The sequence below is a fragment of the Actinoplanes sp. L3-i22 genome, from assembly GCF_019704555.1.
In the GTDB taxonomy this organism is placed as follows: domain Bacteria; phylum Actinomycetota; class Actinomycetes; order Mycobacteriales; family Micromonosporaceae; genus Actinoplanes.
The window spans coordinates 1,912,404-1,939,180 of record NZ_AP024745.1 but is presented as its reverse complement, the minus strand read 5'-3'; the positions used below and the strand labels follow the sequence as shown (position 1 = coordinate 1,939,180).

General features: G+C 70.3%; 19 protein-coding genes and 1 tRNA gene. 5 read left to right on the top strand and 15 right to left on the bottom strand.

Annotation, left to right across the window (positions count from 1 at the left end):
* Window positions 1–281: 281 nt before the first annotated feature.
* On the top strand, window positions 282–1,103 hold the full coding sequence (locus tag L3i22_RS08915) for a class I SAM-dependent methyltransferase (RefSeq protein WP_221326493.1): 822 nt from the start codon (window positions 282–284) through the stop codon (window positions 1,101–1,103).
* Between the two features lie 4 nt (window positions 1,104–1,107).
* Here the strand turns inward: L3i22_RS08915 and L3i22_RS08910 are convergent, their stop codons facing one another.
* The 5 genes from L3i22_RS08910 to L3i22_RS08890 all read right to left on the bottom strand — a co-directional run bounded on the left by L3i22_RS08910 (window position 1,108) and on the right by L3i22_RS08890 (window position 7,041).
* Window positions 1,108–1,503 (bottom strand): metalloregulator ArsR/SmtB family transcription factor, encoded by a 396-nt coding sequence (locus tag L3i22_RS08910; protein ID WP_255658063.1) that lies wholly within the window; start codon window positions 1,501–1,503, stop codon window positions 1,108–1,110.
* Window positions 1,504–1,637: 134 nt separating this feature from the next.
* A complete protein-coding gene (gene polA / locus L3i22_RS08905; RefSeq protein ID WP_221326492.1) occupies window positions 1,638–4,340 on the bottom strand; it encodes a DNA polymerase I in 2,703 nt (900 codons plus the stop codon).
* Between the two features lie 54 nt (window positions 4,341–4,394).
* On the bottom strand, window positions 4,395–5,156 hold the full coding sequence (locus L3i22_RS08900) for an amino acid ABC transporter ATP-binding protein (protein ID WP_304523457.1): 762 nt from the start codon (window positions 5,154–5,156) through the stop codon (window positions 4,395–4,397).
* Complete coding sequence (locus L3i22_RS08895) at window positions 5,153–6,142, bottom strand: amino acid ABC transporter permease (protein WP_221326491.1); 990 nt, start codon at window positions 6,140–6,142, stop codon at window positions 5,153–5,155. Before L3i22_RS08895 ends, L3i22_RS08900 begins: the two co-directional genes overlap by 4 nt.
* Window positions 6,139–7,041, bottom strand: a complete 903-nt coding sequence (locus L3i22_RS08890; protein ID WP_221326490.1) for an ABC transporter substrate-binding protein — start codon at window positions 7,039–7,041, stop codon at window positions 6,139–6,141. Before L3i22_RS08890 ends, L3i22_RS08895 begins: the two co-directional genes overlap by 4 nt.
* 354 nt (window positions 7,042–7,395) lie before the next feature.
* On the opposite strand from L3i22_RS08890, the gene L3i22_RS08885 reads away from it, so the two are divergent.
* Entirely contained in the window at window positions 7,396–8,661 is a 1,266-nt protein-coding gene (locus tag L3i22_RS08885) for an ABC transporter substrate-binding protein (RefSeq protein ID WP_221326489.1), read from the top strand.
* A gap of 508 nt (window positions 8,662–9,169) precedes the next feature.
* Here L3i22_RS08885 and L3i22_RS08880 read toward each other — a convergent pair.
* From L3i22_RS08880 to L3i22_RS08860, 5 genes are all read right to left on the bottom strand, one after another.
* Window positions 9,170–9,949, bottom strand: a complete 780-nt coding sequence (locus L3i22_RS08880; RefSeq protein ID WP_221326488.1) for an ABC transporter ATP-binding protein — start codon at window positions 9,947–9,949, stop codon at window positions 9,170–9,172.
* Entirely contained in the window at window positions 9,942–10,913 is a 972-nt protein-coding gene (locus L3i22_RS08875; protein WP_221326487.1) for an ABC transporter ATP-binding protein, read from the bottom strand. Before L3i22_RS08875 ends, L3i22_RS08880 begins: the two co-directional genes overlap by 8 nt.
* Window positions 10,903–11,892 carry a branched-chain amino acid ABC transporter permease gene (locus tag L3i22_RS08870; RefSeq protein ID WP_221326486.1) on the bottom strand — a complete coding sequence of 330 codons (990 nt, stop codon included), beginning with the start codon at window positions 11,890–11,892 and terminating at the stop codon, window positions 10,903–10,905. Before L3i22_RS08870 ends, L3i22_RS08875 begins: the two co-directional genes overlap by 11 nt.
* Window positions 11,893–11,902: 10 nt before the next feature.
* Complete coding sequence (locus tag L3i22_RS08865; protein ID WP_255658062.1) at window positions 11,903–13,048, bottom strand: branched-chain amino acid ABC transporter permease; 1,146 nt, start codon at window positions 13,046–13,048, stop codon at window positions 11,903–11,905.
* Between the two features lie 294 nt (window positions 13,049–13,342).
* On the bottom strand, window positions 13,343–13,957 hold the full coding sequence (locus L3i22_RS08860) for an ANTAR domain-containing response regulator (RefSeq protein WP_221326484.1): 615 nt from the start codon (window positions 13,955–13,957) through the stop codon (window positions 13,343–13,345).
* A gap of 131 nt (window positions 13,958–14,088) precedes the next feature.
* Here L3i22_RS08860 and L3i22_RS08855 point away from each other — a divergent pair.
* Window positions 14,089–14,165, top strand: a tRNA-Leu gene (locus L3i22_RS08855).
* Between the two features lie 343 nt (window positions 14,166–14,508).
* On the top strand, window positions 14,509–15,384 hold the full coding sequence (locus L3i22_RS08850; RefSeq protein WP_255658061.1) for a hypothetical protein: 876 nt from the start codon (window positions 14,509–14,511) through the stop codon (window positions 15,382–15,384).
* A gap of 155 nt (window positions 15,385–15,539) precedes the next feature.
* Here the strand turns inward: L3i22_RS08850 and L3i22_RS08845 are convergent, their stop codons facing one another.
* From L3i22_RS08845 to gltB, 4 genes are all read right to left on the bottom strand, one after another.
* A complete protein-coding gene (locus L3i22_RS08845) occupies window positions 15,540–16,418 on the bottom strand; it encodes an acyl-CoA thioesterase II (protein ID WP_221326482.1) in 879 nt (292 codons plus the stop codon).
* Complete coding sequence (gene pyk / locus L3i22_RS08840; protein WP_221326481.1) at window positions 16,415–17,854, bottom strand: pyruvate kinase; 1,440 nt, start codon at window positions 17,852–17,854, stop codon at window positions 16,415–16,417. The genes L3i22_RS08845 and pyk overlap by 4 nt, the downstream gene beginning before the upstream one ends.
* A gap of 227 nt (window positions 17,855–18,081) precedes the next feature.
* Window positions 18,082–19,551, bottom strand: a complete 1,470-nt coding sequence (locus tag L3i22_RS08835) for a glutamate synthase subunit beta (RefSeq protein WP_221326480.1) — start codon at window positions 19,549–19,551, stop codon at window positions 18,082–18,084.
* The gene (gene gltB, locus L3i22_RS08830) at window positions 19,544–24,097 is read right to left on the bottom strand and encodes a glutamate synthase large subunit (protein ID WP_221326479.1); all 4,554 of its coding nucleotides are present in this window, start codon (window positions 24,095–24,097) and stop codon (window positions 19,544–19,546) included. The genes L3i22_RS08835 and gltB overlap by 8 nt, the downstream gene beginning before the upstream one ends.
* A gap of 190 nt (window positions 24,098–24,287) precedes the next feature.
* Between gltB and L3i22_RS08825 the strand changes: the two genes are divergently transcribed.
* Window positions 24,288–25,166: a GNAT family N-acetyltransferase gene (locus tag L3i22_RS08825; RefSeq protein WP_221326478.1), complete on the top strand. Its 879-nt coding sequence runs from the start codon at window positions 24,288–24,290 to the stop codon at window positions 25,164–25,166.
* A gap of 417 nt (window positions 25,167–25,583) precedes the next feature.
* Here L3i22_RS08825 and L3i22_RS08820 read toward each other — a convergent pair whose 3' ends face one another.
* The gene (locus L3i22_RS08820; RefSeq protein WP_221326477.1) at window positions 25,584–26,774 is read right to left on the bottom strand and encodes an NAD(P)/FAD-dependent oxidoreductase; all 1,191 of its coding nucleotides are present in this window, start codon (window positions 26,772–26,774) and stop codon (window positions 25,584–25,586) included.
* Window positions 26,775–26,777 lie beyond the last annotated feature (3 nt).

Genomic DNA, 26,777 nt, shown 5'->3' with positions numbered 1-26,777 from the left:
GCGCTCGACGGAACTGCCGCCGGAAGCGGCACGAACGAACGAGACGACCCAACCCTGGAGGAGTTGATCATTGCCAGTCGATCATGCCGAGACCGGCGACCGTGGAACCTGCTCCCTGCCGAGGCACACGTTCCGCGAGCGCATCGACTAGCTTACCGTGCGCATTACCACAGGTTGCAAGCCCTCCTGATGACCGCGGCACATTGTTCGGGCAGAACCCGCCAGCATGACCGTTTTATGCCGAATAAGGACGCCCGCCGCGCCTGCCGTACCGTGGTCGAGTGACTGAAATTCCCCCGCACGGCCGGGCGAACGGGGGCTCGGGCCGCCGGGTGACCGAGGACGAGACCCGCGACGCGAACCGGATCTGGTGGGATCTGGACGCCGACGACTACCAGGACGAGCACGGCGCGTTCCTCGGGGACGTGGACTTCGTCTGGTGCCCGGAGCGGGTGCGGGAGGCCGACGCGGGACTGCTCGGCGACGTACGCGGGAAAAAGATCCTGGAACTCGGCGCCGGCGCCGCGGCCGGAGCCCGGTGGTTGCGCGTGCAGGGCGCCCGGCCGGTGGCGATGGACCTGTCCGCGGGCATGCTGCGGCACGCGGTCGCGGCGGCCAGGCGCAGCCGGGTGAGCGTGCCGCTGGTGCAGTCGGACGCGATGGCGCTGCCGTTCCGGGCGGATTCCTTCGACATCGTGTGTACGGCGTTCGGGGCGATCCCGTTCGTGGACGACTCGGCGGCCGCGATGCGCGAGGTGGCCCGGGTGCTGCGGCCCGGCGGCAGCTGGGTGTTCTCGGTCACCCACCCGATGCGCTGGATCTTCTGGGACGAGCCGGACGAGAGCGGGCTGCTCGCCCGGAACTCGTACTTCGACCGGTCGCCGTACGTGGAGCGGGACGAGCAGGGCCAGCTCACCTACCTGGAGCAGCATCGCACGGTCGGGGACCGGATCCGGGAGCTGGTGGCGGCCGGGTTCGTGGTGCGCGACCTGGTGGAGCCGGAGTGGCCGGCGGGCCACGAGGAGACCTGGGGCCAGTGGAGCCCGCTGCGCGGCCGCCTCTTCCCGGGCACCGCGATCTTCGTCTGCGACCTGCCGGCCTGACCGCTCAGGACCCGTCGAGGGACGGGCCCCCGTGCAACAGGCCGGCCAGCAGGATCAGCGTCGCCGGCACGGCGCGGTAATACACCCACGTGCCGCGGCGATCGCTGTCCACCAGGCCGGCCTCGCGCAGGATCCGCAGGTGGTGCGAGATCGTCGGCCCGGTCAGGTGGAACGCGCTGCTCAGGTCGCAGACGCAGATCTCGCCGCCGGGCGCCGACGCGATCATCGAGAGCAGCCGGAGCCGGACCGGATCCCCCAGCGCCTTGAACATCGTGGCGAAGGCGGTGGCGCGGGACGCCTCCAGCGGCGCCGCGGTGAGCCCGGCGTCCTCGGTGAACCGCACGCCGTCGGGTGGAATCCCGATCACCGAGGCGGTCACGCGCGGCACGGCCGCGCTCACGGTCGGTTCCATCGATATCGATCGGCTCGACATCGGTCCAGCGTGGCAGATCCGGGCAAACCAGGGTGGCCCCGGGGTGCCCGAAACGCCCCGCGGCCCCCGAACGGGCCCAAAACCCCCACCCTGGCGGGTGATCAGTGGTCGGCGCCGTTCCAGTCCTGACCGGTGCCGACCGAGACCTCCAGCGGGACGGCCAGCGGGTACGCCCCGCCCATCTCGCGGCGGACCAGCTCCTCGAGCGCTTCCCGCTCCCCCGGCGCGACCTCGAACACCAGCTCGTCGTGGACCTGCAGCAGCATCCGGGAGGTGAGGCCCGAGTCCCGCAGCGCCTTGTCCACGTTCAGCATCGCGATCTTGATGATGTCCGCGGCGGAGCCCTGGATCGGCGCGTTCAGCGCCATCCGCTGCGCCATGTCGCGGCGCTGCCGGTTGTCGCTGCTCAGGTCGGGCAGGTAGCGGCGGCGGCCGAGGATGGTGGCGGTGTACCCGTCCTTGCCGGCCTGGACGACGACCGACTGCAGGTAGTCGCGGACCCCGCCGAAGCGCGAGAAGTACTCCTCCATCAGGGCCTTGGCCTCGTCGTTGCCGATGGTCAGCTGGTTGGACAGGCCGTAGGAGCTCAATCCGTACGCAAGTCCGTAGTTCATGGCTTTGATCTTTCGCCGCTGATCGGCGGTGACCGCGCCGAGCTCGACGTGGAAGACCGAGGACGCGGTGGCGGCGTGGAAGTCGGCGCCGGAGTTGAACGCCGCGATCAGCGCCTCGTCCTTCGACAGGTCGGCCATGATCCGCATCTCGATCTGGCTGTAGTCGGCGGTCATCAGCTGGTCGAACCCGCTGCCGACGATGAACGCGCGGCGGATCCGCCGGCCCTCTTCAGTACGGATCGGGATGTTCTGCAGGTTCGGATCGGTGGACGACAGCCGGCCGGTCGCGGCGACCGTCTGGTTGAACGTGGTGTGGATGCGCCCGTCGTCGGAGACCGACTTGAGCAGGCCGTCGACGGTCGACTTCAGCTTGGCCATGTCCCGGAAGCGGAGCAGGTGGGCCAGCAGCGGGTCCTCGGTCTTGAGGAACAGGTCCTGCAGCGCGTCGGCGTCGGTGGTGTACCCCGACTTGATCTTCTTGGTCTTCGGCAGGTTGCGCTCGACGAAGAGGATCTCCTGCAGCTGCTTGGGCGAGCCCAGGTTGAACTCGCGGCCGTGCACCTCGTGCGCGGACTGCTGGGCGGCCTTGACCTCGGCGGCGAAGTGCGACTCCAGCTCGGAGAGGTACGCCGTGTCGGCGGCGATGCCCCGGTTCTCCATCTCGGCGAGCACCTCGGAGAGCGGCTGCTCCACCTCGGCGAGCAGGCGCTGCGACTCGCCGCCGTCCCGGGACAGCTCGGCGGTGAGCACGTCGGCCAGGTCGAGGGTGGCCCGGGCGCGGAGCATCACGCCCTCCTCCGCCGCGGTGTCCGTGCCGTCGACCTCGAAGGAGAGGGCGAGCTGGCCGTTGTCGGCGGCCGGGGCGTCGACCTTGAGCTCGCGCTTGAGGTAGCGCAGCGCCAGGTCGGTCAGGTCATACGCCCGCTGGTCGGGTTTGGCCAGGTAGGCGGCCATCGCGGTGTCGACGGTGACGCCCTCCAGCTGCCAGCCGTGCGCGCGGAAGGCGAGCCGGGCCGGCTTGGCGTCGTGGACCACCTTGGGGCGCGCCGGGTCGGCGAGCCACGCGGCGACCGCGCCCTCGTCGCTCTCGTCCAGCGCGGCCGGGTCGAACCAGGCGGCCGGGCCGCTGCCGGTGGCCACCGCGATGCCGGTGACCTGGCCGGTGCCGCGGCCGAAGCTGCCGGTGACGGCGACGCCGACCGGGGCCGCGGCAGCGTGCTCGGTGAGCCAGGCGGCGACCTGCCCGGGGCGCAGGAGCTGACCCTCCAGGTCGAAGCCGGACTCGGCCTCCGGCTCGACGGCCTCGAGGTAGGAGTAGAGCCGCTCGCGCAGGACGCGGAACTCCAGCGCGTCGAAGACCTGGTGGACCGCCTCGCGATCCCACCCGGGCCAGCGCGCGTCCTCCGGCCGGAGGCTCAGCTCCAGGTCGCAGACCAGCTTGTTCAGGTCGTAGTTGCGCATCACCTCGGCGAGGTGGGCGCGCAGGCTCTCGCCGGCCTTGCCCTTGATCTTGTCGGCACTGGCGATGACGCCGTCCAGCCCGTCGTACTCATTGATCCACTTGGCGGCGGTCTTGTCCCCGACGCCGGGCACCCCGGTCAGGTTGTCGCTGGTCTCGCCGACCAGGGCGGCCTTGTCCCGGTAGCGCGACGGGGGCACGAAATACTTCGCCTCGATCGCCTCGGGGGTCATCCGCCACACCTCGGAGACGCCGCGGACCGGGTAGAGGATCGTGGTGTGCTCGTCGGCGAGCTGGAACGCGTCCCGGTCGCCGGAGGAGATGACCACCTCCATGCCGGCCGCACGGCCCTGTGTGGCCAGGGTGGCGATGACGTCGTCGGCCTCGTAGTTCTCCTTCTCCACCACCGGGATGCGGAGCGCCTCCAGCACCTCCTTGATCAGGCTGACCTGACCCTGGAACGGCGCGGGGGTCTCCGAGCGGCCGGCCTTGTACTCCGCGTACTTCTCCGTCCGGAAGGAGCGGCGGGAGAGGTCGAACGAGACCACGATGTGCGTCGGCTTCTCGTCGCGCAGCATGTTGATGAGCATCGAGGTGAAGCCGAACACCGCGTTGGTGGCCTGGCCGGTGACCGTGGAGAAGTTGTCCACCGGCAGCGCGAAATACGCCCGGTACGCCAGCGAGTGGCCGTCCAACAGCAGCAGGCGGGGGGTCGTCACGTCGTCACTCACGTCCAGGAACTCTAGACCGGACCTACGACAACTTTGCCGACCGCCCCGCCCGCTTTACAGCACCTTGCTCAGGAATGCCTTGGTGCGTTCCTGCTGCGGATTTCCCAGCACCTCGGCCGGCGGGCCCTTCTCGACGACGACGCCGCCGTCCATGAAGACCACCTCGTCGGCCACCTCCCGGGCGAAGCCGATCTCGTGGGTCACCACGATCATCGTCATGCCGTCCCGGGCCAGGCCCTTCATCACCTCGAGCACCTCGCCGACCAGCTCCGGGTCGAGCGCGCTGGTCGGCTCGTCGAAGAGCATCACCTTGGGCCGCATCGCCAGCGCCCGGGCGATCGCCACGCGCTGCTGCTGCCCGCCGGAGAGCTGGCCCGGGTAGCCACGGACCTTCTCGGCCAGGCCGACCCGGTCGAGCAGGGCCAGGGCGCGATCCCGTACCTCCGCCCTGCTCTCCCGCTTGACCCGGCAGGGCGCCTCCATGACGTTGTCCAGCACGGTCATGTGCGGGAACAGGTTGAACCGCTGGAAGACCATGCCGATCGCCTGCCGCTGCTTGGCGACGTCCCGCTCGCTCAGCTCGTGCAGCTTGTCGCCGCGCTCGCGGTACCCGACCAGCTCGCCGTCGACCAGGATCCGGCCGGCGTTGAGCTTCTCCAGGTGGTTGATGCAGCGCAGGAACGTCGACTTGCCGGAGCCGGACGGGCCGAGCACGCAGCTCACCCCGCCCTGCGGCACGGTCAGGTCGACACCCTTGAGCACCTCGAGAGAACCGAAATACTTGTGTACGTTCTCGGCCCGCACCATCTCGGTCATGTGGTGACCCGCCCGCCCTGCTCGACCTGGATGTCCCGCAGCCGCAGCCGCGCCTTGTCGGCCGCGCCGTAGCCCCGGCTGAAGTGCCGCTCCACGAAGAACTGGACGCCCATCAGCACGCTGCAGATGATCAGATACCAGATCAGCGCGGCGACCAGGCAGGGCAGCACGATGAACGTCCGGGCCTCGACCTGCTGGAGCTGGAAGAACAGCTCCCCGGTCACCGGCACGTAGGCGACCAGCGAGGTGTCCTTGACCATCGCGATGACCTCGTTGCCGGTCGGCGGCACGATCACCCGCATCGCCTGCGGCAGCACGATCCGGCGCAGCACCTGGCCGCGGGACATGCCCAGGGCCACCGCGGCCTCGGACTGCCCGGTGTCGATCGACTGGATGCCGGCCCGGACGATCTCCGCCATGTAGGCCGCCTCGGACAGGCCCAGCGCGATCATGCCGGCCACGAACCCGGCGAGCAGGTCGGTCGACTTGATGCTGAAGATCTGCCCGTCGAAGTTGTCGATCCCGAACAGCTGGCCGATCTGCTTGTCGAACGGCAGGCCGAAGCCGATCCGGGTCCACAGGATGTTCAGGTTGCCGAAGATCACCGCGAGCACCAGACGCGGCACGGCCCGGAAGAACCAGGTGTAGACCCAGGCGACCCAGGAGAGCACCTTGTTCGGCGAGAGCCGCATGATCGCCACGACGATGCCCAGCCCGACGCCGATCAGCATCGAGAAGACCGTCAGCAGCAGCGTGCCGCGCAGGCCCTCCAGGACCGGCTCGGTGAACATCACGCCGCGCTTGCCCGGCGCGTACGAGGAGAAGATGAACGACCAGCGGAAGCCGGCGTTCGTGAAGATCAGGTGCAGGAACATCGCGACGAGCACCGCGAGCACGGCGATCGCCACCCACCTGCCGGGGTGCCGGACGGGCACGGCCTTGATCGCCGCCGGCCGCTCCCGTCCGGTCTCGGTCGGCTCGGTCATGCCGGGGGGTTGACCGCGGGGGTGTCGATCGCGCCGGCGGTGACGCCCCACTTGTCGAGGATCGTCTTGTAGGTGCCGTCCGCGATCAGCGCCTTGACCGCCTCGGCGAGCACGTTCGCGAACTCGGTCTGGGTCTTGCCGACCGCGTAGCCGTACGGCGCCGAGTCGTAGATGTCGCCGAGCAGCGCGAGCTGGCCGCTGGTCTGCTTCACCGCGTACGCCACGATCGGCGAGTCGGCGAGCATCGCCTCGTCCTTACCGGTCACCACGGCGTTGGTGGCGTCCGACTGGGCCTGGTACTGGTCGACGGTGATCGCCGCCTTGCCGGCGTCGGTGCACTTCTTCGACCGGGCCTTGATGTCGTCGGCCTGCACGGTCGCGGTCTGCACCGCGATCTTCTTGCCGCAGGCGTCGTCCGGGCTGAGCGTGGCGCCGGTCTTCGCGGCCCACTGGGTGCCGGCCGAGAAGTAGGAGATCATGTTGACCTCCTTCATCCGGTCGGCGTTGATCGTGAACGACGAGACGCCGACGGTGTACTTCCCGCTGCCGACGCCCGGGATGATGCTGTCGAACTTGGCGGTCTGCCACTCGGTGGTCAGGCCCAGCTTCTGGCCGACCGCGTTGAACAGGTCGACGTCGAAGCCGACGATGGTCTTGCCGTCGGTGTCGATGTACTCGTTCGGGGCGTACGTCGAGTCGGTGCCGACGATCAGTTTGCCGGCGGACTTGATGTCGGCCGGAACCTTGTCGGCGAGGCTGGTGTCCGCCGAGGCACTGGCCACCGGCGCGGAGCCGGTGGACGTGTCGTCGGACTCGGAACCGCACGCGGCCGCGGACAGCGTCAGCGCCGCCGCGGCAGCCAGACCGAGGATCGCCCGGCCGGAGTGGCTGCGGAACATGGTGACTCCTAGGTGAAGTTCAGGGGTGTTACGGCTGGATACATTGCCGCGCCGAGCCGGGGTTGGGAAGTGTGAGATCCGCTCGGATCCGGCCCTGGTCATCCTGCCGCACATCCGAGGCACCCCGTCGGCCCGACCGATTCTGGCCGCACGGCCAGGGGATACGGCCGGTCACCCGGTGACGCGACCGCCAGGATCGGTCTGACCGATAGGTAAGGTTACGACTACGCAACTGTCCTGTTGCAGCAGCACTTTGCACCTAGTGCAGCGGTCTCCGGCTCATTAAGTTGCCTCCATCAGCAACATGGCGTTGGGGCGTCACCCCGCCCACCGCAGCTGGACAAAGGAGAATTGATGATCCGCCGCAACTTCGCATGGCGCAGCGTCGCCGTGCTGGGTGCCGCTTCCCTTGCACTGGGCGCGTGCTCTAAGAACAGCGACGAGCCGACCACCGGTTCCTCTTCGGCCGCCACCTCGGCCGCCGGCGACGGCGTGCTGAAGATCGGCACCCTGCTGCCGCAGACCGGTTCTCTCGCCTTCCTCGGCCCGCCGGAGTTCGCCGGCGTCAAGCTCGCCGTCAAGGACATCAACGCGGCCGGCGGCGTGCTGGGCAAGGACGTCGTGGAGAGCGACACCGACTCCGGTGACACCTCCACCGACATCGCCAGCCAGTCCGTGAACAAGCTGCTCGCCGAGAAGGCCGACGTCATCATCGGCGCCGCCTCCTCGTCGGTCTCCCTCTCCGTGATCGACAAGATCACCGGCGCGGGCGTCGTCCAGATCTCGCCGGCGAACACGTCGGACCAGTTCACGACGTACAACGACAAGGGCCTCTACTTCCGGACCGCGCCGCCGGACCAGCTGCAGGGCCGCGTCCTCGGTGACCTCATCGTCGCCGACGGCAACGCGAAGGTCGGCCTGCTGGTCATGCAGGACACGTACGGCACCGGCCTCGCCAAGAGCGCCCGCGCCGCGATCGAGTCCGGTGGCGGCCAGGTCGCCGCCGAAGAGGTCTACGACCCGAAGGCGGCGGACTTCTCCGCCGAGGTCGGCAAGATCAAGGCCGCGAACCCGGACGCGATCGTCATGATCGGCTTCGACGAGACCAAGAAGATCGTCCCGAAGCTGGTCGAGGCGGGCCTGACCGCGAAGACCAAGAAGTGGTACTTCGTCGACGGCAACCTGTCGAACTACGGCAAGGAGTTCCCGGCCGGCACGTTCGAGGGCGCGAAGGGCACCCTGCCGGGCGCCAAGGCGACCGACGACTTCAAGAAGCAGCTGCTGACGGTCGACGCGTCGCTGAAGGACTTCTCGTACTCGGCGGAGTCGTACGACGCCACCATCCTCACCGCCCTGGCCGCCACGGCCGCCAAGAGCGACGCTCCGAGTGAGTACTCGAAGCAGCTGGCCGCGGTCAGCAAGGGTGGCGAGAAGTGCACCACGTTCAAGGACTGCAAGGCCCTGCTGGACGCCGGCAAGGACATCGACTACGACGGCGTGAGCGGTCCGATCGAGTTCAACGACGCCGGTGACCCGGCCGAGGCCACCATCGGCATCTACCAGTACGGCGCGGACAACACGTACAAGAACGTCGCGTACCAGTCCGGCAAGATCTCCTGATTCACCGCACCACCCGCGAGGGCTCGGCCGTCTGGCCGGGCCCTCGCCCCTTTTCCACCCCAAAACCGATGCGACGGTACGGCCTGGCCGGCCCCCAAAAGCACGCTCCCCGTCCCTGGTCCACGGACGCGAGGTGGTCCGTGGTCCGGGCCGTCCGGCGAGTATCCGGGCGTGGTGGGTGGCCCGCGATCCGATCCCGGCGCGGGCTCCCGGCCGCGCCACCCGCCCCCGGCCGGCGCTGACGGCTCGCCGCAGGACGGAAAACAGCCCTGTGTGCCAGCCGGGAGGGTGGGGCGCGGCCGCAAGCTCGGCCCGGGAGTGCCTCGCGGGCCGACAGCGTCGCCCGGACGGTCGCCGGGCGGCCCGGACCACGGACTACCTCTCGTGCCACGCCAGGGGGCCGGGACGGGTGCGGTCGGGGCGGCTCACGTCCGTACCGTCGGATGGGTTTTGACATGGCAGAGGCCCTGGACCGGCAAGCGGTCCAGGGCCTCGGCGGTGGTACGGGTCAGGCGCGGGCGAGCGTGCCCAGGTAGAGCTCGATCACCTTGGGGTCGTGCATCAGATCCCGGCCGGACGCGGTGTAGGCGTTGCGGCCCTGGTCCAGCACGTAGCCGCGGTCGCAGATCTGCAGGCAGCGGCGGGCGTTCTGCTCGACCATGATCACCGTGACGCCGGTCTCGTTGATCTGCTTGGTGCGGAAGAAGACCTCGTCCTGCATGGCCGGCGAGAGGCCCGCCGACGGCTCGTCGAGCAGCAGCACGCTGGGCTCCATCATCAGGGCCCGGCCCATCGCCACCATCTGGCGCTCACCGCCGGAGAGCGAGCCGGCCCGCTGCTTGCGGCGGGTGCCCAGCGCCGGGAACAACCCCGAGACGAACTCGAAGCGCTCCTTGAAGCGCTTCGGCCGCAGGAACGTCCCCATCTCGAGGTTCTCCTCGATGGTGAGGTTGCCGAAGACGTTGTTGGTCTGCGGGACGAAGCCGATCCCCTTGGCGACCAGCTTGTTCGCCTTCAGGTTGGTGATCTTCTCGCCGCGCAGCACGACGTCGCCGGAACGGATGTTCACCAGGCCGAAGAGGGCCTTGAGCAGGGTCGACTTACCGGCGCCGTTGGGGCCGATGATGCCGACCAGCTCGCCCTCCTTGGCGTACAGGTCGCAGTTGTTGAGGATGTTGACGCCGGGCAGGTAGCCGGCGATCAGGTCGTCCGCCCGGACCAGGGCGCCCTCGGCGGCCGCCAGGTGCTCGGAGCGGTCGCCGACCTCGTTGCTGGACTCGTCACTCATCGGTGGTCGCCGCCTTCTCCTCGCCGGAAGCCTGGGAGGCCTGGGGGGTCTCGGGGGTCTCGGCCGCCCCGGGCACCTCTTCGGCCACGGCCTCGGGGTCGTGCTGGGTGCCGTCGTGGTGGGCGCCCAGGTACGCGTCGATCACCCGCGGGTCGGCCATCACGGTGTCCGGCGTGCCCTCGGCGATCACGCTGCCCTGGCCCATCACGATCACCCAGTCGCTGATGTCGCGGACCATGTCCATGTCGTGCTCGACGAACAGGACGGTCATCCCGTCCTCGCGCAGGCTCTTGACGTGGCCGAGCAGCGACTGGGTCAGCGCCGGGTTCACGCCGGCCATCGGCTCGTCCAGCATCACCATGTCCGGCTGGACCATCAGGGCCCGGGCCATCTCGAGCAGCTTGCGCTGGCCGCCGGAGAGGCTGCCGGCGAAGTCCTCGCGCTTGGTGTCGAGCTTGAACCGGGCGAGCAGCTCGTCGGCCCGCTCGGTGATCTCCTTCTCCTGGTCCCGCCAGAGCGCCGGAACCAGCGCCTGCCAGAACTTCTCGCCCTTCTGACCGGTGCCGCCGAGCCGCATGTTGTCGATCACCTTGAGCCGGGACAGCGCCTTGGTGAGCTGGAACGTGCGGACCATGCCCTGCCGGGCCACCTTGTGGGCGGGCACGCCGGCCAGCGACTTGCCGTTGAACTCCCACTTGCCCTCGTCCGGGCGGTCGAAGCCGGTCAGCAGGTTGAAGAAGGTGGTCTTGCCGGCGCCGTTCGGGCCGATCAGCGCGGTGATCGCACCGCGCTGGATCTCCACGTGGCCGACGTTGACCGCGGTGAGACCGCCGAACCGGCGCACCACCGAGTCGGCGACCAGGATCGGGTCCTTCTTCTTCGCACCGGGCTCGTGCGGGACGTCCTTGAGTGCCTCGGCCGCCCGGGCCACACCGGGCGGGACGGCGGTGATGTCATCGGCCATCGAGCATGACCTCCTTCTTGTCACCGAAGATGCCCTGCGGACGGAAGATCAGCAAGAGGACCAGGCCGAGACCGACCAGGATGTAGCCGACCGCACCCGCCTGGACGGGCGTCATGATCCAGGTGGGGATGTACCCCTCGCTGATCAGCGACGGCAGCAGCGCGTTGATGAACGCGAGCAGGACCCAGAAGATCATCGAGCCGACGACCGGGCCGAACACGCGGGCGGCGCCGCCCAGGATGACGATCGTGTACATGTAGAACGTGAACTCGGTGCCGTAGGTGTCCGGCTGCACGGCCGCGCGGCTCAGGGCGAAGACGAAGCCGCCCAGCGAGCCGAGCACGCCACCGAGGATCAGCGACTGCATCTTGTACGACACGACGTTCTTGCCGAGGCTCCGGACCGCGTCCTCGTCCTCCCGGATCGCCTTGATCACCCGGCCCCACGGGCTGCGCATCGCCAGGAAGACGATCAGCAGCGAGAACGCGATGAGCAGCCAGCCGACCGTCATCACCCACAGCTCACGGTTGTCGAAACTGACAACCCCGATCTCCAGACCCTTGCTGTACGGGTTCATCGCGTAGAAGTCGTCCGAGAACCGCTGGAGACCGTCGGAGCCACCGGTCCACTCGCTCAGCGTGACCGAGCGGAACAGCAGCCGGACGATCTCGGCCGCCGCGATCGTCACGATGGCCAGGTAGTCGGCCCGTAGCCGCAGCGTCGGGATGCCCAGCAGCAGCGCCAGCACGACCGCGCCGAGCAGGCCGATCACGATGCCGAGCCAGAACGGCAGGTTGAAGGTGGACACGGTCATGGCCAGGCCGTACGCGGCCACGCCGAGGAACGCCGACTGGCCGAAGTTCAGCAGGCCGGTGTAGCCGAAGTGCACGTTCAGGCCGATCGCCGCCAGCGCGTACGCGATCATGGTGGCGTTGAGCAGCGACTCCAGCGAAACACCGAAGATTACGTCCCAGTTCATCGAGCCTCCCTCAGCCGATCCGCTCGCGGCGGCCCAGGATGCCCTGCGGCCGGAACAGGATGATCACGATCAGCACCACCAGGGCGCCGACATTCTTGAGCTCGGTCGGGATCCACAGCGTGGACAGCTGCGTCGCCAGGCCGACGACGAGGCTGCCGATCAGGGCGCCGAACGCGGTGCCGAGACCACCGAGGGTGACCGCGGCGAACACCAGCAGCAGGATCTGGAAGCCCATCTGGTAGTTCACGCCCTGGAACAGGGCGAGCATGACACCGCTGAGCGCGGCCAGCGCGCCGCCGATCGTCCAGACCAGCCGGATGATCGCGTCGACGCTGATGCCGGAGGCCGCCGCGAGCGACGGGTTCGTCGACACCGCGCGGGTGGCCTTGCCGAGCCGGGTCTTGGTCAGCGCCAGTGACACCACGACCAGGACGACGATCGCGACCCCGTCCATGAGCAGGTTCTTCGGGGCGACCGAGATGACGCCCAGGTCCATGCCGGGCTGCGCCACGTACTCGGTGTACTGCCGAGTGTCGCCACCGAAGAAGTACAGGTAGACGTAGCGGAGCACCAGGGCCATACCGATCGAGATGATCATCATGCCGATCAGGCCGGTCCGGCGGTTCCGCAGCCAGCCCCAGAACACCCGGTCCTGGAAGTAGCCGAACGCGCCACCCAGCACCACCGCCAGGATCGCCGACGGGATCAGCGGCAGGCCGAGCTTCACGTTGAGGAAGAAGCAGCCCAGCGCGCCGAAGGAGATCAACTCGCCATGGGCGAAGTTGGTCAGGCCCATGGTGCCGAAGATCAGCGACAGGCCGAGCGCGGCCAGCGCGATGATCAGGCCGAAGTGAATGCCGGTGTAGATGAGGTCGAACACCCGGTCAGCGGTGGACGAGCCCCCGCTGTCGGCCGGCTTGCTCCCCGGCGCGGTGGCCGCGCCCAGCGGGAACAGCACGTTGCGGGCGGCACCCTCGAAGACTGTCAGAGTCAGGCTCGGGCGACCGTTGGTGACGGTCACGCCCTGAGGGAGCGTCGTGGTGTCCAGGTCGACCTTGTAGGTACCCGGCCCCTTGACCGCGACGGACCACTTGCCGTCCGCGGCGGAGGTCGACGTACCGGCCGAATTGCCGCTCTCGTCGGAAACGTTGATCACAACGCCGGCCACTGGCTGGCCGGCGTTGACCAACGTGCCTTGCAAAGACTCACCCGCGGCGAGAGCGCTCGTGGCGCCCAACCCCAGAGACGTCAACACAAATCCGAGAACGGCCGTGAAGATGATCACGGCTCTACGCAACGATGCTCCTCGTGTTTAGCAGCAGAAATCCCCGCCAGCGATGTCGCGAAGACTGGCGGGGATCATAGCTTCAGAGAGGAGCGACACAGTCGCCCGTAACAAAGCCGTTACTGAGCCTCAACTTCTGGTCAAGGGCCAATAGTCGAACGGTGGCTATCCAGCGGGGGTGGCTTCACCCTCGGCTTCCTTCAGGATCCGGTCCGCGACCTCGCGCATGGTCATCCGGTGATCCATCGCGGTGCGCTGGATCCACTTGAACGCCTGCGGCTCGGTCATCGCGTACTTCGTCATCAGCTCGCCCTTGGCCCGCTCGACGGACTTGCGCGTCTCCAGGCGGTCGGTCAGCCCGGCCACCTCGGACTCCAGCGCGGCGATCTCCGAATACCTGGACAGCGCGATCTCGATCGCCGGGACCAGGTCGGACTTCTGGAACGGCTTCACCAGGTAGGCCATCGCGCCCGCTGCCCGGGCACGCTCGACCAGATCCCGCTGGCTGAACGCCGTGAGGATGACGACCGGGGCGATCCGCCCGCCGGCGATCCGCTCGGCGGCGGCCAGCCCATCCATGATCGGCATCTTGATGTCCAGAATCACCAGGTCCGGCTTCAGCTCCTCGGCCAGGCGGACGGCGGTCTCGCCGTCACCGGCCTCACCGACGACGTCGTAGCCCTCCTCGACGAGCATCTCGGCGAGATCCAACCGGATCAGGGCCTCGTCCTCGGCGATGAGCACCCGCCTGCGCTCGGCACCAGCCTGCGTGTCGGCCACGGAACCTCTTCCCCCAACCTCTTCTGTCGCGACACCCCGGTATCTGGGTGTCACCCTCCCCAGCGTAGTAGGTAGGCTGTCTCTCGCTGAGCTTGGCACCGCCGCTTTCCCGCGGTGTGGCCTTGCCACCTGTCCCCGTAGACCAACCGGCAGAGTCGATGGACTCAAAATCCATTCAGTGTGGGTTCGAATCCCACCGGGGACACCAGAAATACCATCTCGCGCCCCCACCTGGCGAGACTCCCATTCATCGTTGACCATGCGGTGACACGGGACACATCCGGCGGAAACATTCACTCACGTCAGCGCTGCTGGGCGCGGTGCCGCTGCGGGGCGGGGCGGCACGCCTCCGGCGGTGCCGGAAAAAAGCATTACGACATTTCCGGTACGACGTTTACCCCGTACCGAAAAAGGGTCTCATAATCGCCCGGGGTCACCGGGCAATCTCGGCGTTCACCCCGCCGCCACCTTCCCCGGGTGCTGTCATGGCATGGACAGCATCAGCGGGAGGCCTCATGTTGTGGTCCGGATCTTCACCACTGCGTGGAGGCATGTGGGGATTCCTGATGTTCGCGGCCGCCGCCTGGCTGGTGATCGGCTGGAGCGTGCTGCGGCTGGAGCCGGCCGGCATCGCCGGGGTGGCCGGGCCGATCGTGCTGTTCGGCGCGGTCTGCGAGGCCCTGCGCGCGCTGGCCGGGACGAAGACCTGGTGGCTGAACGTCGCGCTGGCCGCCCTGTTCGGCGCCACCGGCGCGGCCATGCTGCTCAGCGACGACGCCGGCTGGACCACCACGGCGTCGCTGACCGGGTGGTACCTGCTGGTCCGCGGCGCGGTCGACGTGGCGGTCGGCACCATGACCCGCGGCACGGACCGGGTGTGGAGCCTGCTCGTCACGGTCGGCGTGCTGGAGACCGGGCTCGGCTTCGTGTCGGCGAGCCCGCTGACCCGGGGCGCGGAGAGCGTCGTGGTCGTCCTCGGCGGGCTGGGCGTGCTGCGGGCGGTCGCCGACCTGGTCACCGCGCTGCGGTTGCGCGAGGTCGCGGCGAAGGGCCGGGACGTGCTGGAACTACCGCCGGAGCGGGCCGCCGGGCTGACCGGGTACTCCGCCGGGCACACCGACTTCGAGGCGCGCCGGCCGGCCCGGCACCGGGCCCGGGACGCCGCCGGCTCGACCTCCCCGGGCACCACCTCCGCGGCCGCGGCGGAGATCGCGGTGCACGGGGAGACGTACCACGACCGGGTCGTGCGGACCACCGCGGACCTGGACGCGATGCTGGCGCAGGCCGGGATCACCGGGCCGCGGCCGGGTGGGCCGACGGTGCCGGACGCGCACGATCTGCCGCCGGTGCCGGACAGCCCGGCGGGCATCGAGGGCACCCCGGCGGGAAACGCCGCCAAGCCGGATCTTCCGGCCGGCGGTCACTGAGTAAGTCCTGTCCCCGGCTCCGCCGGTGGTGGATCCGTTACCCGGCCGGTCGCCAGGCCGGGATCCACCGCCGGCGGAGCTACAGGCGTTTCCGGCGCTTTCCGCCCGCCTTGCCCAGCGCCTTTTGCCCAGCGCCTTTTGCCTGGCGCCTTTTGTCAGGCGCCGACGCGGCGGAGCAGGCCCTCCTGGACGGCGCTGGCGATGTGCCGGCCGTCGCGGGTGAACATCCGGCCGTTCGCCAGGCCGCGGGCCCGGCTCGCCGACGGGCTGGCACTGTCGTAGAGGAACCACTCGTCGGCCCGGAACGTCCGGTGGAACCAGAGCGCGTGGTCCAGGCTCGCGCCGACCACACCCCCGGGCCCCCACACCTCGCCGTGGTAGGACAGCACCGCGTCCAGCAGCGACAGGTCGGACGCGTAGGTCAGCGCGCAGGCGTGGATCAGCGGGTCGTCCGGCAGCTTGCCGTCCACCCGCATCCAGACCCGCTGCTGCGGGTCGGCGTCCCGGTCCCCGGGCGGCACCCAGCCGGGCTGGCCGACGTAGCGCACGTCGACCGCCTGCGGACTGGCGTTGAAGACGCTCCGCCGGTTCGGGTACTTCTCCACCCAGTCGCGCATGGTGGGGACGTCCTCCGGGGCGGGGATCCCGTCCGGCGCCGGCTCGTGGTGATCCAGGCCCTCCTCGAGGACCTGGAACGACGCCGACATGAAGAAGATCGTCTTGCCGTGCTGCTTCGCGGTGGAACGGCGTACGGAAAAGGATCTTCCGTCCCGGATCGTCTCCACGTGGAACGTGATCGGCTCGGTGGGGTCACCGGGCCGGACGAAGTAGCCGTGCAGCGAGTGCACGTTCCGGCCGGGATCCACCGTGCGGCCCGCGGCGACCAGCGCCTGCCCGGCGACCTGGCCGCCGAACACGCGCTGGGCACCGGTCTGCGGACTGTCCCCGGTGAAGGTGGCCTCGTCGACCTGCCTCAGGTCGAGAATCTCCAGAAGCTGGTCGACGGCGGCCTGACCCGACAGGGGCTGCGTCATACGGCGGACGGGTCCACGAGGGAGCCGAGCTGGTGCACGCGCAGGGTGTTGGTGGAGCCGGGCGCGTTCGGCGGGGAGCCGGCCACGACGACCACGTAGTCGCCGGGCTTGGCCAGGCCGAGGCCCAGCACGTTCGCGTCGACCTGACGGAACATGTCGTCGGTGTGCTCGACGAAGTCGGTCAGGAACGTCTCCACGCCCCAGCTCAGCGCCAGGGTGTTGCGCACCTCGGCGACCGGGGTGAACGCGTAGAGCGGCAGGTCGACGTGCAGCCGGGCCAGGCGGCGCACGGTGTCACCGGTCTGCGAGAACGCGACCAGCGCCTTGGCGCCGATGTTCCGGGCGATCTGCGCGGCGGCGATGGTCAGCGCGCCACCGTGCGTCTTCGGGTCGTGCTGCAGGTGCGGGACGCCGAGCTGGCCGCCCTCGGTGGTGGTGACGATCTTGGCCATCGTGCTGACCGTGAGCACCGGGTACTTACCGACCGAGGTCTCGCCGGAGAGCATCACCGCGTCGGCGCCGTCGAGCACCGCGTTGGCGACGTCGGAGGCCTCGGCGCGGGTCGGGCGCGAGTTCTCGATCATGGAGTCGAGCATCTGGGTGGCGACGATGACCGGCTTCGCGTTCTCCCGGCACAGCTGGACGGCGCGCTTCTGCACCAGCGGGACCTGGTCCAGCGGGAGCTCGACGCCCAGGTCACCACGGGCGACCATGACACCGTCGAAGGCCAGCACGATCGCCTCGAGGTGGTCGACCGCCTCGGGCTTCTCCACCTTGGCGATGACCGGGACGCGACGACCCTCCTCGTCCATCACCTTGTGGACCAGCTTGATGTCCTCCGGCGAGCGGACGAACGAGAGCGCGACCAGGTCGACGCCCAGCTTCAGGGCGAAGCGCAGGTCCTGCTCGTCCTTGTCGCTCATCGCGGGGACGCTCACCGCGACGTTCGGCAGCGAGACACCCTTGTTGTTGCTGACCGGGCCACCCTCGGTGACCAGGCACTGGATGTCCTTGCCGTCGGCGACGCCGGTCACCTCGACGGCGACCTTGCCGTCGTCGATCAGGAGCCGGTCACCGGCCTTGACCTCCAGCGGCAGCGGCGTGTAGGTGCAGGAGACCCGCTCCTTGGTGCCGAGGATGTCGTCGCTGGTGATCACGACCCGGTCGCCGGTCTCCCAGCGGTGCGGGCCGTCGGCGAACTTGCCGAGCCGGATCTTCGGACCCTGGAGGTCGGCGAGGATGGCGACCGGGCGGTCGGCCTGCTCCGCGGCGGCGCGGACCAGCTCGTACATCTCCCGGTGGTTCTCCCGGGTGTCGTGGCTGAAGTTCATCCGGGCCACGTTCATGCCCGCTTCAACCAGGCCGAGCATCCGCTCCGGCGACTTGGTGGCGGGGCCCATCGTGCAGACGATCTTTACGCGGCGTGTCACGGCCATCAGGCTAGTCCTTCTCCTGGGGCGGCTCGGCGGCCGACCCCCGTCCTCGGCATGAATTGCGGGTGTCGACGGCGAGGTCAGCCCGGGAACTCACGGGTTCGCTGCGTCGTCCGCGGGCTTCAGCGACCGCCGGGTCAGCTTAACGGTCCCGCCCGGGCGCCCGACGCCACATGCCACAACCCCTCTGCGACCAGCGCAAAGGGGTTGTGGGTGAGGCTGTGGAGCGGTCAGACCGCCAGCGGCTGCTGGTCGGAGCGGACGGGTGCCGGAAGGTCCCCGGCGGCGCCCAGGTAGTCGTGGATCGCGGCCGCCGCGGAGCGTCCCTCGGCGATCGCCCAGACGATCAGGGACGCGCCCTTGTGCATGTCGCCGGCCACGAACACGCCCTCGGCCTCGGTCTGCCAGTCACTGTCCGCGTTCAGCACGTTCCGCCGGTTGCGGGTCAGGCCGAACTGCGACAGCAGCGGCTGGTCCTCGGTGCCGTCGAAGCCGATCGCCAGCAGCACCAGGTCGGCGCGCACCTCGCGCTCCGAGCCGGGGGCCACCACGACCGTCCGGACACCGTCGATCCGCTGCACCGACACGTCGGCCAGCCGGATCGCGACCAGGTTGCCCTGGTCGTCGCCGACGAACTCCTGCACGGCCACGCCGAAGACGCGGTCGCCACCCTCCTCGTGCGCGGCGTAGTTGCGCAGGATCACCGGCCAGGTCGGCCACGGATCCTTGAGGCCGGTCCGGAACTCCGGGGGCAGCGGGTACTGGTCGAGCTGGGTGACCGACGCGGCGCCCTGGCGGTGCGCGACGCCGAGGCAGTCGGCCCCGGTGTCGCCGCCACCGATGATGATCACGTGCTTGCCCTTGGCGTCGATCGGCGTGGTGTCCTGCAGGCCGGCGACGATCCGGTTGGCCGGCACCAGGTGCTCCATGGCCAGGTGGACGCCCTTGAGGTGGCGGCCCGGGGTCTCCGCGGTGTCCCGGCCGGCCAGCGCGCCGGCGGCCAGCAGCACCGCGTCGTAGCGCTCCCGCAGGTCGTCGGCGGTCAGGTCGACGCCCACCTCGACGCCGGCCTGGAAGACCACGCCCTCGGCGGACATCTGCTCGAGCCGCTCGTCGATGACGTGCTTCTCGATCTTGAAGTCGGGGATGCCGTACCGCAGCAGCCCGCCGATCCGGTCGTCGCGCTCGTAGACGGTGACCGCGTGCCCGGCTCGCGCCAGCTGCTGGGCGGCCGCCAGCCCGGCCGGCCCGGAGCCGACCACCGCGACCGACTTGCCGGACGCCACCGGCGCCGGCTGCGCGACCAGGCCCCGCGCGAACGCGTGGTTGGCGATCTCCACCTCGACCTGCTTGATGGTCACCGGGTCGTCCCCGATGCCGAGCACGCACGCCGCCTCGCACGGCGCCGGGCAGAGCCGCCCGGTGAACTCCGGGAAGTTGTTCGTGGCGTGCAGCGACTCGATCGCCGACTCCCACGCACCGGTCCGGACCAGGTCGTTCCAGTCCGGGATGCGGTTGCCCAGCGGGCAGCCCTCGTGGCAGAACGGGATGCCGCAGTCCATGCAGCGGGTGGCCTGGTCGCGGATCAGCTCCTCGCCCGCGGGCGGGTAGACCTCTTTCCAGTCCATCAGCCGCAGCGGGACCGGACGCCGCTTGGGGAGCTGCCGCTCGTAGCGGAGGAAACCGTTCGGATCAGGCACTGGTAACCCCCATGACCGCCTCGTCCACGTTGCGACCGGCGGCTTCGGCGGTCCTGATCAGCTCCATCACACGCTTGTAGTCACGCGGCACCACCGCGGTGAACCGCTCGGCCGCGGCCGGCCAGTCCTTCAGCAGCCGCTCGGCGACCGACGAGTCGGTCTCCGCGTGGTGCTTCTCGACCAGCGAGCGCAGCAGGTCGCGCTCCTCCTCGGTGAGCGGCGCCAGGTCGACCAGTTCCGGGTTCACCAGGTCCTGGTTCAGCCCGAGCACGAACGCCTTGCCGCCGCTCATGCCGGCCGCGAAGTTGCGCCCGGTCGGGCCGAGCACCACCACCGTGCCGCCGGTCATGTACTCACAACCGTGGTCCCCGACGCCCTCGACGACCGTGGCGGCCCCCGAGTTACGGACCGCGAACCGCTCGCCGACCCGGCCCCGCAGGAACACCTCGCCGGCGGTCGCCCCGTACAGGATGGTGTTGCCGGCGATGGTGTTCTGCTCGGCGACGAACGGCGCGTCCTCGGCCGGACGCACGATCACCCGGCCGCCGGACAGGCCCTTGGCGACGTAGTCGTTGGTGTCGCCGATCAGCCGCAGGGTGACGCCGCGCGGCAGGAACGCGCCGAACGACTGGCCCCCGGTGCCCCGCAGGGTGAACTCGATGGTGTCGTCGGGCAGGCCGTTGCCGCCGTAGCGACGGCTGACCTCGCCGCCCAGCATCGCGCCGACGCTGCGCTGGTCGTTGCGGGTCTTCAGCTCGTGCCGGACCGGCTTGCCCTTGATCAGGGCCGGCTGGGCGAGCGCGATCAGCTCGTTGTCCAGCGCCTTCTCCAGGCCGTGGTCCTGCGCCACCACGCCGCGGCGGGCCGCGCCCTCGGGCAGCTCGGGCACGTAGAGGATCGGCGACAGGTCGAGGCCGCCGGCCTTCCAGTGGTCGATCGCGTCGGCCACGTCCAGGATCTCGGCGTGGCCGATGGCCTCCTCGACGGTGCGGAAGCCCAGCTCGGCGAGGAGCTCGCGGACCTCCTCGGCGAGGAACATGAAGAAGTTCTCGACGAACTCCGGCTTGCCGGTGAAGCGCTCGCGCAGCACCGGGTTCTGCGTGGCGATGCCGACCGGGCAGGTGTCCAGGTGGCAGACGCGCATCATGACGCAGCCGGAGACGATCAGCGGCGCGGTCGCGAAGCCGAACTCCTCGGCGCCGAGCAGGGCCGCGACGACCACGTCCCGGCCGGTCTTGAGCTGGCCGTCGACCTGCACGGTGACCCGGTCCCGCAGCTTGTTCAGCAGCAGGGTCTGCTGTGCCTCGGCCAGGCCCAGCTCCCACGGGGTGCCGGCGTGCTTGAGCGAGTTCAGCGGGGACGCCCCGGTGCCGCCGTCGTGGCCGGAGATCAGGATGACGTCGGCCTTCAGCTTGGCGACACCCGCCGCCACCGTGCCCACGCCGATCTCGGAGACCAGCTTGACGTGCACCCGGGAGGCCGGGTTGACCATCTTGAGGTCGTGGACCAGCTGCGCCAGGTCCTCGATCGAGTAGATGTCGTGGTGCGGCGGCGGCGAGATCAGGCCGACGCCCGGGGTGGCGTGCCGGGTCTTGGCGATCCACGGCCACACCTTGTTGCCGGGCAGCTGGCCACCCTCGCCGGGCTTCGCGCCCTGCGCCATCTTGATCTGCAGGTCGTCCGCGTTGACCAGGTATTCGCTGGTCACGCCGAACCGGCCGGAGGCGATCTGCTTGATCGCGGAACGGCGCTCCGGGTCGTAGAGGCGCTCGACGTCCTCGCCGCCCTCGCCGGTGTTCGACTTCGCGCCGAGCCGGTTCATCGCGATCGCGAGCGTCTCGTGGGACTCCGCGGAGATCGAGCCGTAGCTCATCGCGCCGGTGGAGAACCGCTTGACGATCTCGGTGGCCGGCTCGACCTCGCCGATGTCGACCGGCGGCCGGTCCGGCGAGATCTTGAACAGGCCGCGCAGGTGACCGGCCTGGGCCGACAGCTCGTTGACCTTGTCGGTGTACTTGCGGAAGACGTCGTACTGCTTGCTGCGCGTCGCGTGCTGCAGCAGGAAGACGGTCTCCGGGTTGAACAGGTGGATCTCGCCCTCGCGGCGCCACTGGTACTCGCCGCCGACCTCGAGCCGGCGGTGCGCCCGCTCGGCCGGGTTCGCCGGGTACGCCTTCTCGTGCCGCGCCTTGACCTCGGCGTGGATGCCGGCCAGGCCGATCCCGCCGATCCGGCCCGAGGTGCCCGCGAAGTACCGCTGGAGCAGCTTGTTCTCCAGGCCGACGGCCTCGAACACCTGCGCGCCGCAGTACGAGGACACCGTGGAGATGCCCATCTTGGACATGATCTTCAGGACGCCCTTGCCGAGCGCCTTGACGTAGTTGCGCACCGCCTTGCGCGGGTCGATGCCGGTCAGCGCGCCGGTGGCGATCAGGTCGTCGACCGACTCGAAGGCCAGGTACGGGTTGACCGCCGCCGCCCCGAAGCCGATCAGCACCGCCGCGTGGTGCACCTCGCGACAGTCCCCGGACTCGACGACCAGCGCCACCTGGGTCCGGGTCTGCTCGCGCACCAGGTGCTGGTGCACGGCCGCGGTGAGCAGCAGCGACGGGATCGGCGCCAGGTCCGCGTTGGAGTCCCGGTCGGAGAGCACCAGGATGCGCACCCCGTCCTCGATCGCCTCGGACACGTGCCGGCAGATCTGGGTGAGCCGGGCCTTGATGCCGGCCGCGCCGTCCCGCAGCGGGTAGAGCCCGGAGACCCGGACCGCCTTGAACCCGGGCAGGTCCCCGTCGTCGTCGATGGAGAGCAGCTTGGCCAGCTCGTCGTTGTCGATGATCGGGTACGGCATGGCGATCTGCCGACAGCTCGCCGGCCCCGGGTCGAGCAGGTTGCCCTCCGGCCCGATCGTCATCGCGAGGCTGGTGACCAGCTCCTCCCGGATGGCGTCCAGCGGCGGGTTGGTGACCTGCGCGAACAGCTGGTGGAAGTAGTCGAAGAGCAGCCGCGGGCGACTCGACAGCGGCGAGATCGGCGTGTCCGTGCCCATCGAGCCGAGCGGTTCCGCGCCGGTCCGCGCCATCGGCGCGACCAGAATCTTCAGCTCCTCCTCGGAGTAGCCGAAGACCTGTTGACGGCGCAGCACCGAGTCGTGCGTGTAGATCACGTGCTCGCGCGGCGGCAGGTCGGCGAGCTCGATCAGGCCGGCGTGCAGCCAGTCCGCGTACGGCTGGGCGGCGGCCAGGTCGGCCTTGATCTCGTCGTCGTGCGCGATCCGCCCGGCCGCGGTGTCGACCAGGAACATCTTGCCCGGCTGCAGGCGGCCCTTGGCGACCACCTCGGCCGGGTCCAGGTCGATCACGCCGGCCTCGGAGCCGAGCACGACCAGGCCGTCCCGGGTGTGCCACCAGCGCCCCGGGCGCAGGCCGTTGCGGTCCAGCACCGCGCCGATGACCGTGCCGTCGGTGAACGCGACCGCGGCCGGACCGTCCCACGGCTCGATCAGGCTCGCGTGGAAGCGGTAGAAGGCACGCCGCGCCGGGTCCATGCCCGGGTCGTTCTCCCACGCCTCCGGGATCATCATCAGCACCGCGTGCGGCAGGCTGCGGCCGGACAGGTGCAGCAGCTCCAGCACCTCGTCGAAGCTGGCCGAGTCGGACGCCTCCGGCGAGTTGATCGGGAACAGCCGCTTGATGTTGCCCGGCAGGTTCGGCGTCGACAGCAGCGCCTCGCGGGCGGCCATCCAGTTCTTGTTGCCGCGGATCGTGTTGATCTCGCCGTTGTGCGCGATCAGCCGGTACGGGTGGGCCAGCGGCCACGACGGGAACGTGTTCGTCGAGAACCGGGAGTGCACCAGCGCGATCGCGGAGGTGACCCGCTCGTCGGCGAGCTCCGGGAAGAACGCCGGGAGCTGCTCGGGGGTCAGCATGCCCTTGTACGTGACCGTGCGCGAGGAGAGCGACGGGAAGTACGCCGGGACGCCGCGCTGCGAGGTCTCGCGCTCGGCCTGCTTGCGGATGCAGAACGCCACCCGGTCCAGCTCGAGGCCGGACAGGCGCTGGCCGGCCGGGCCGGCGGGCGAGTCGACGAGCCGGTGCGCGGCGATGAAGACCTGGCGGATCGCCGGGCGGGCGTCCTCGGCGGTCGCGCCCAGGCCGGCCGGGTCCACCGGGGCCTCGCGCCAGCCGAGCAGGTCGCCGCCCTCGACGAGCGCGTACTTCTCGATCACCTTGACGGCGCGGGCGGCCTCGGCCGGGTCGGTCGGCAGGAAGACCAGACCGGTCGCGTACTCGCCGGGCTCGGGAAGGTCGAAATCGGTGATCGCGCGGTAGTACTCGTCCGGGACCTGGATCATGATCCCGGCGCCGTCGCCGGTGTTCTGCTCGGCGCCACGCGCGCCCCGGTGGTCCAGGCGGATCAGTGCCGACAGACCCTTCGCAACCACGTCATGACTACGACGGCCGTGAATGTCAGCAACAAAGGCCACGCCGCAGGCGTCACGTTCATGCGCCGGGTCGTACAACCCCTGGGGATGCGGATATGCCACCGGGCCTCCTGTCGTCTCTGGTGTTTCGGATCAAGGTCGGGACGACGTCGGCCCTGCAAAGTCTCTTGAGTCTACGTTAAGAGACACTGATCTCCGCCAGGTGCGGATTGATCACACCTAGCCCCGGGATCAGGGTTTGTGTGGACGAACTGAATAGCACAGCCGCACCGGGGACCGGTAGTCTCGCGCGATGGCACGAGCGGATTCCGACCACTTCGACCGGCTCGAACAGTTCTACGACGCTTTGCCCCGGCCCTGGGCCCGGGTCGAGGAGATCGGCTCCCTGGTGCTCTTCGTCCGCGAGGGCGAGGGTTGGCCCTATTACGCACGCCCCCGGCGGGGCGCCCCCACGCCCTCCGCGGCCGACCTCACCGCCTGCCGGGCCAGGCAGCGTGAGCTGGGTCTTCCGGAGACGTTCGAGTGGGTCCACGAGACCACGCCGGACCTGCTCGCGGTGGCCCGCTCGGCCGGCCTCGACGTGCTGCTCGCGCCGCTGCTCGGCCTCGACCCGCAGGCCCTGGTGCCGGACCTGCCGGTGCCCGGCGCCGCGATCCGGGTGCTCGACCCGGCCGACCCCGGCCTGCACGCCGACCTGGCCGCGTCCCGGGCCGTGGCCCGCCTCGGATTCGCCGCGCCGGCCCATCGATCACCGGTCGAGATGACCGAGAAATCCCTGGTCGTCTCGGGTGCCGGACCGTCCGAACGGGACGCCGCGGCGGACCTCGTACTCAGCGACGAGGCGGTCGGCGGGCTCCGCGCGATGCTGGCCGGCGGGGACTACGAGACCGCGGTCGCCGAGTCGCCGGAGGAGGGCATCCTGGCCACCGGCACCAGCCAGCGGGCCGGCGACGTGGCCGAGATCGCCGGGGTGGCCACGCTGCCGTCGGCGCGCGGCCGCGGCTACGCGTCGCAGCTCACCGCGACCCTGGCCCGCAACCTGATCAGCCGCGGTGTCGAGTTGATCTTCCTGTCCGCGGGCGACGACGACGTGGCGCGGCTCTACACCAAGGTGGGTTTCCGCCGGGTGGGCACGGCGTGCATCGCGGAGCCGGCGGCCGTGCCGCTCTGAGGCCCCGCGCGATTCCCTCACACTTCCCATCATTTGGTACGACGTAAGGACCGCGCGCGCAATAGCTCGTTACCGACGCGCTCGGATCCACGTTCCGTCCGAGCGTCCCGGCGTGCTCGGCCGATCTGTCTCCAACATGTGAACCACCGGTGAAGAACGTCATCAGTCCCAAGATCCGGATCCCGCACCGCACACCGGCGCCCGGGCTCCGGCACGCCGGCTGGCGCTGAGGGTCGAAAACAGCGCCCTGAACAGCCCTGACCACCAGCCGAGCCCGGCCGGCCGGTCACGACGTACCCCGCAAGCAGTTGGCGACCAGGCCGGGCCGGAACCGGCGGCCGGAACCGCGAGCAGCGCGGACGCCGCCTGGCAAGCCGACAGCGACCAGGCCGTGCCCGCGAGCAGCGCGGACGCCGCCTATTCCGGCGGCGACCAGTCCGACACCGGGTCCAGCGTCCGGCCGAGGAGCCGCGGCCGCATGTGGTTCAGCGCCGCGTCCCGGGCCCGGAGCGCGAGCCGCCCCCGAGCCTGGACCACCGCCGACATCCGCCGGTTCTGCCGCACCACCGTGGTGGTCCGCGGCTGGCGCAACCGGGTGTACTGCTCCAGCGCCCGGGCCAGATCGGCGCCGGGCGCGGCCCCGCCGACCAGCGACTGCAGCGTCGCCGCGTCCTCGAAGGCCAGGCACGCGCCCTGCCCGAGGTGGTGCGGCATGGCGTGCGCGGCGTCGCCGATCAGCAGCACGCCGCCGGGGCCGGACGGGAACGCGTAGGTCCGCGGCAGCGGCCGCAACTCCCGCACGCCCTGCGGCACCAGCTCCTCGGGCCGGGTCAGCGAGAGCAGCTCACCGACCGGCTCGTGCCAGCCGGCGAACCAGCGCTGCAGCAACGCCAGCTGGGTGGCCGCCGGCTCCGGGCGCGGGGCGCCGGCCGCGGTCGCCACCCAGTAGATGCCGCCCTTGCCGGCCGCGTGCGCGCCGAGCGGGATGGCGACGAACCGGTATCCGGCGCCGAGCGTCTCGCCGCCGAGCGCCTGCCCCGCGGAGAGCTTCGGGACCCGGTACGCCGGGATCACCGCCTGCCACGCCGCGAAGCCGGAGCCGACCGCGGCGGCCTCCGGAGCCACCGCCGCCCGGACCCGGCTGTCGATGCCGTCCGCGGCGATCAGCAGGTCCGCCTCGATCAGGGTGTGCCCGTCGCCGACCGCGGGGCGTTCCCGGCGGCCGGTGCGGACCGTGGTCACGTCGAAGCCGGTCCGGATCTCGGTGTCGCCGAGGCCCGCGACCAGCGCGTCGTAGAGGTCTTCCAGGTGCGCGACGGCCGGGACCGGGCCGGTCGCGCCGGCCCGCTGGCGCGGCGGGATCAGCCACTGGCCGTCCGGGCGGCGCACCCCGCCGTCGGGCAGCGGGGACGCGCACGCCGACCAGCCGCCGTCCGGGTCGAGCGAGTCCAGGGCGCGGCGGCCGTTGGGCCAGAGGACCACGGCGGTGGGTGGGGCGGCGATCCGTTCGGCACGCTCCAGGAGCGTGACCCGCCATCCGGTGCGGGACAGCGCGCCGGCCGCGGCCAGACCGGCCATTCCGGCGCCCACCACCACGGCCGTACGCATGTG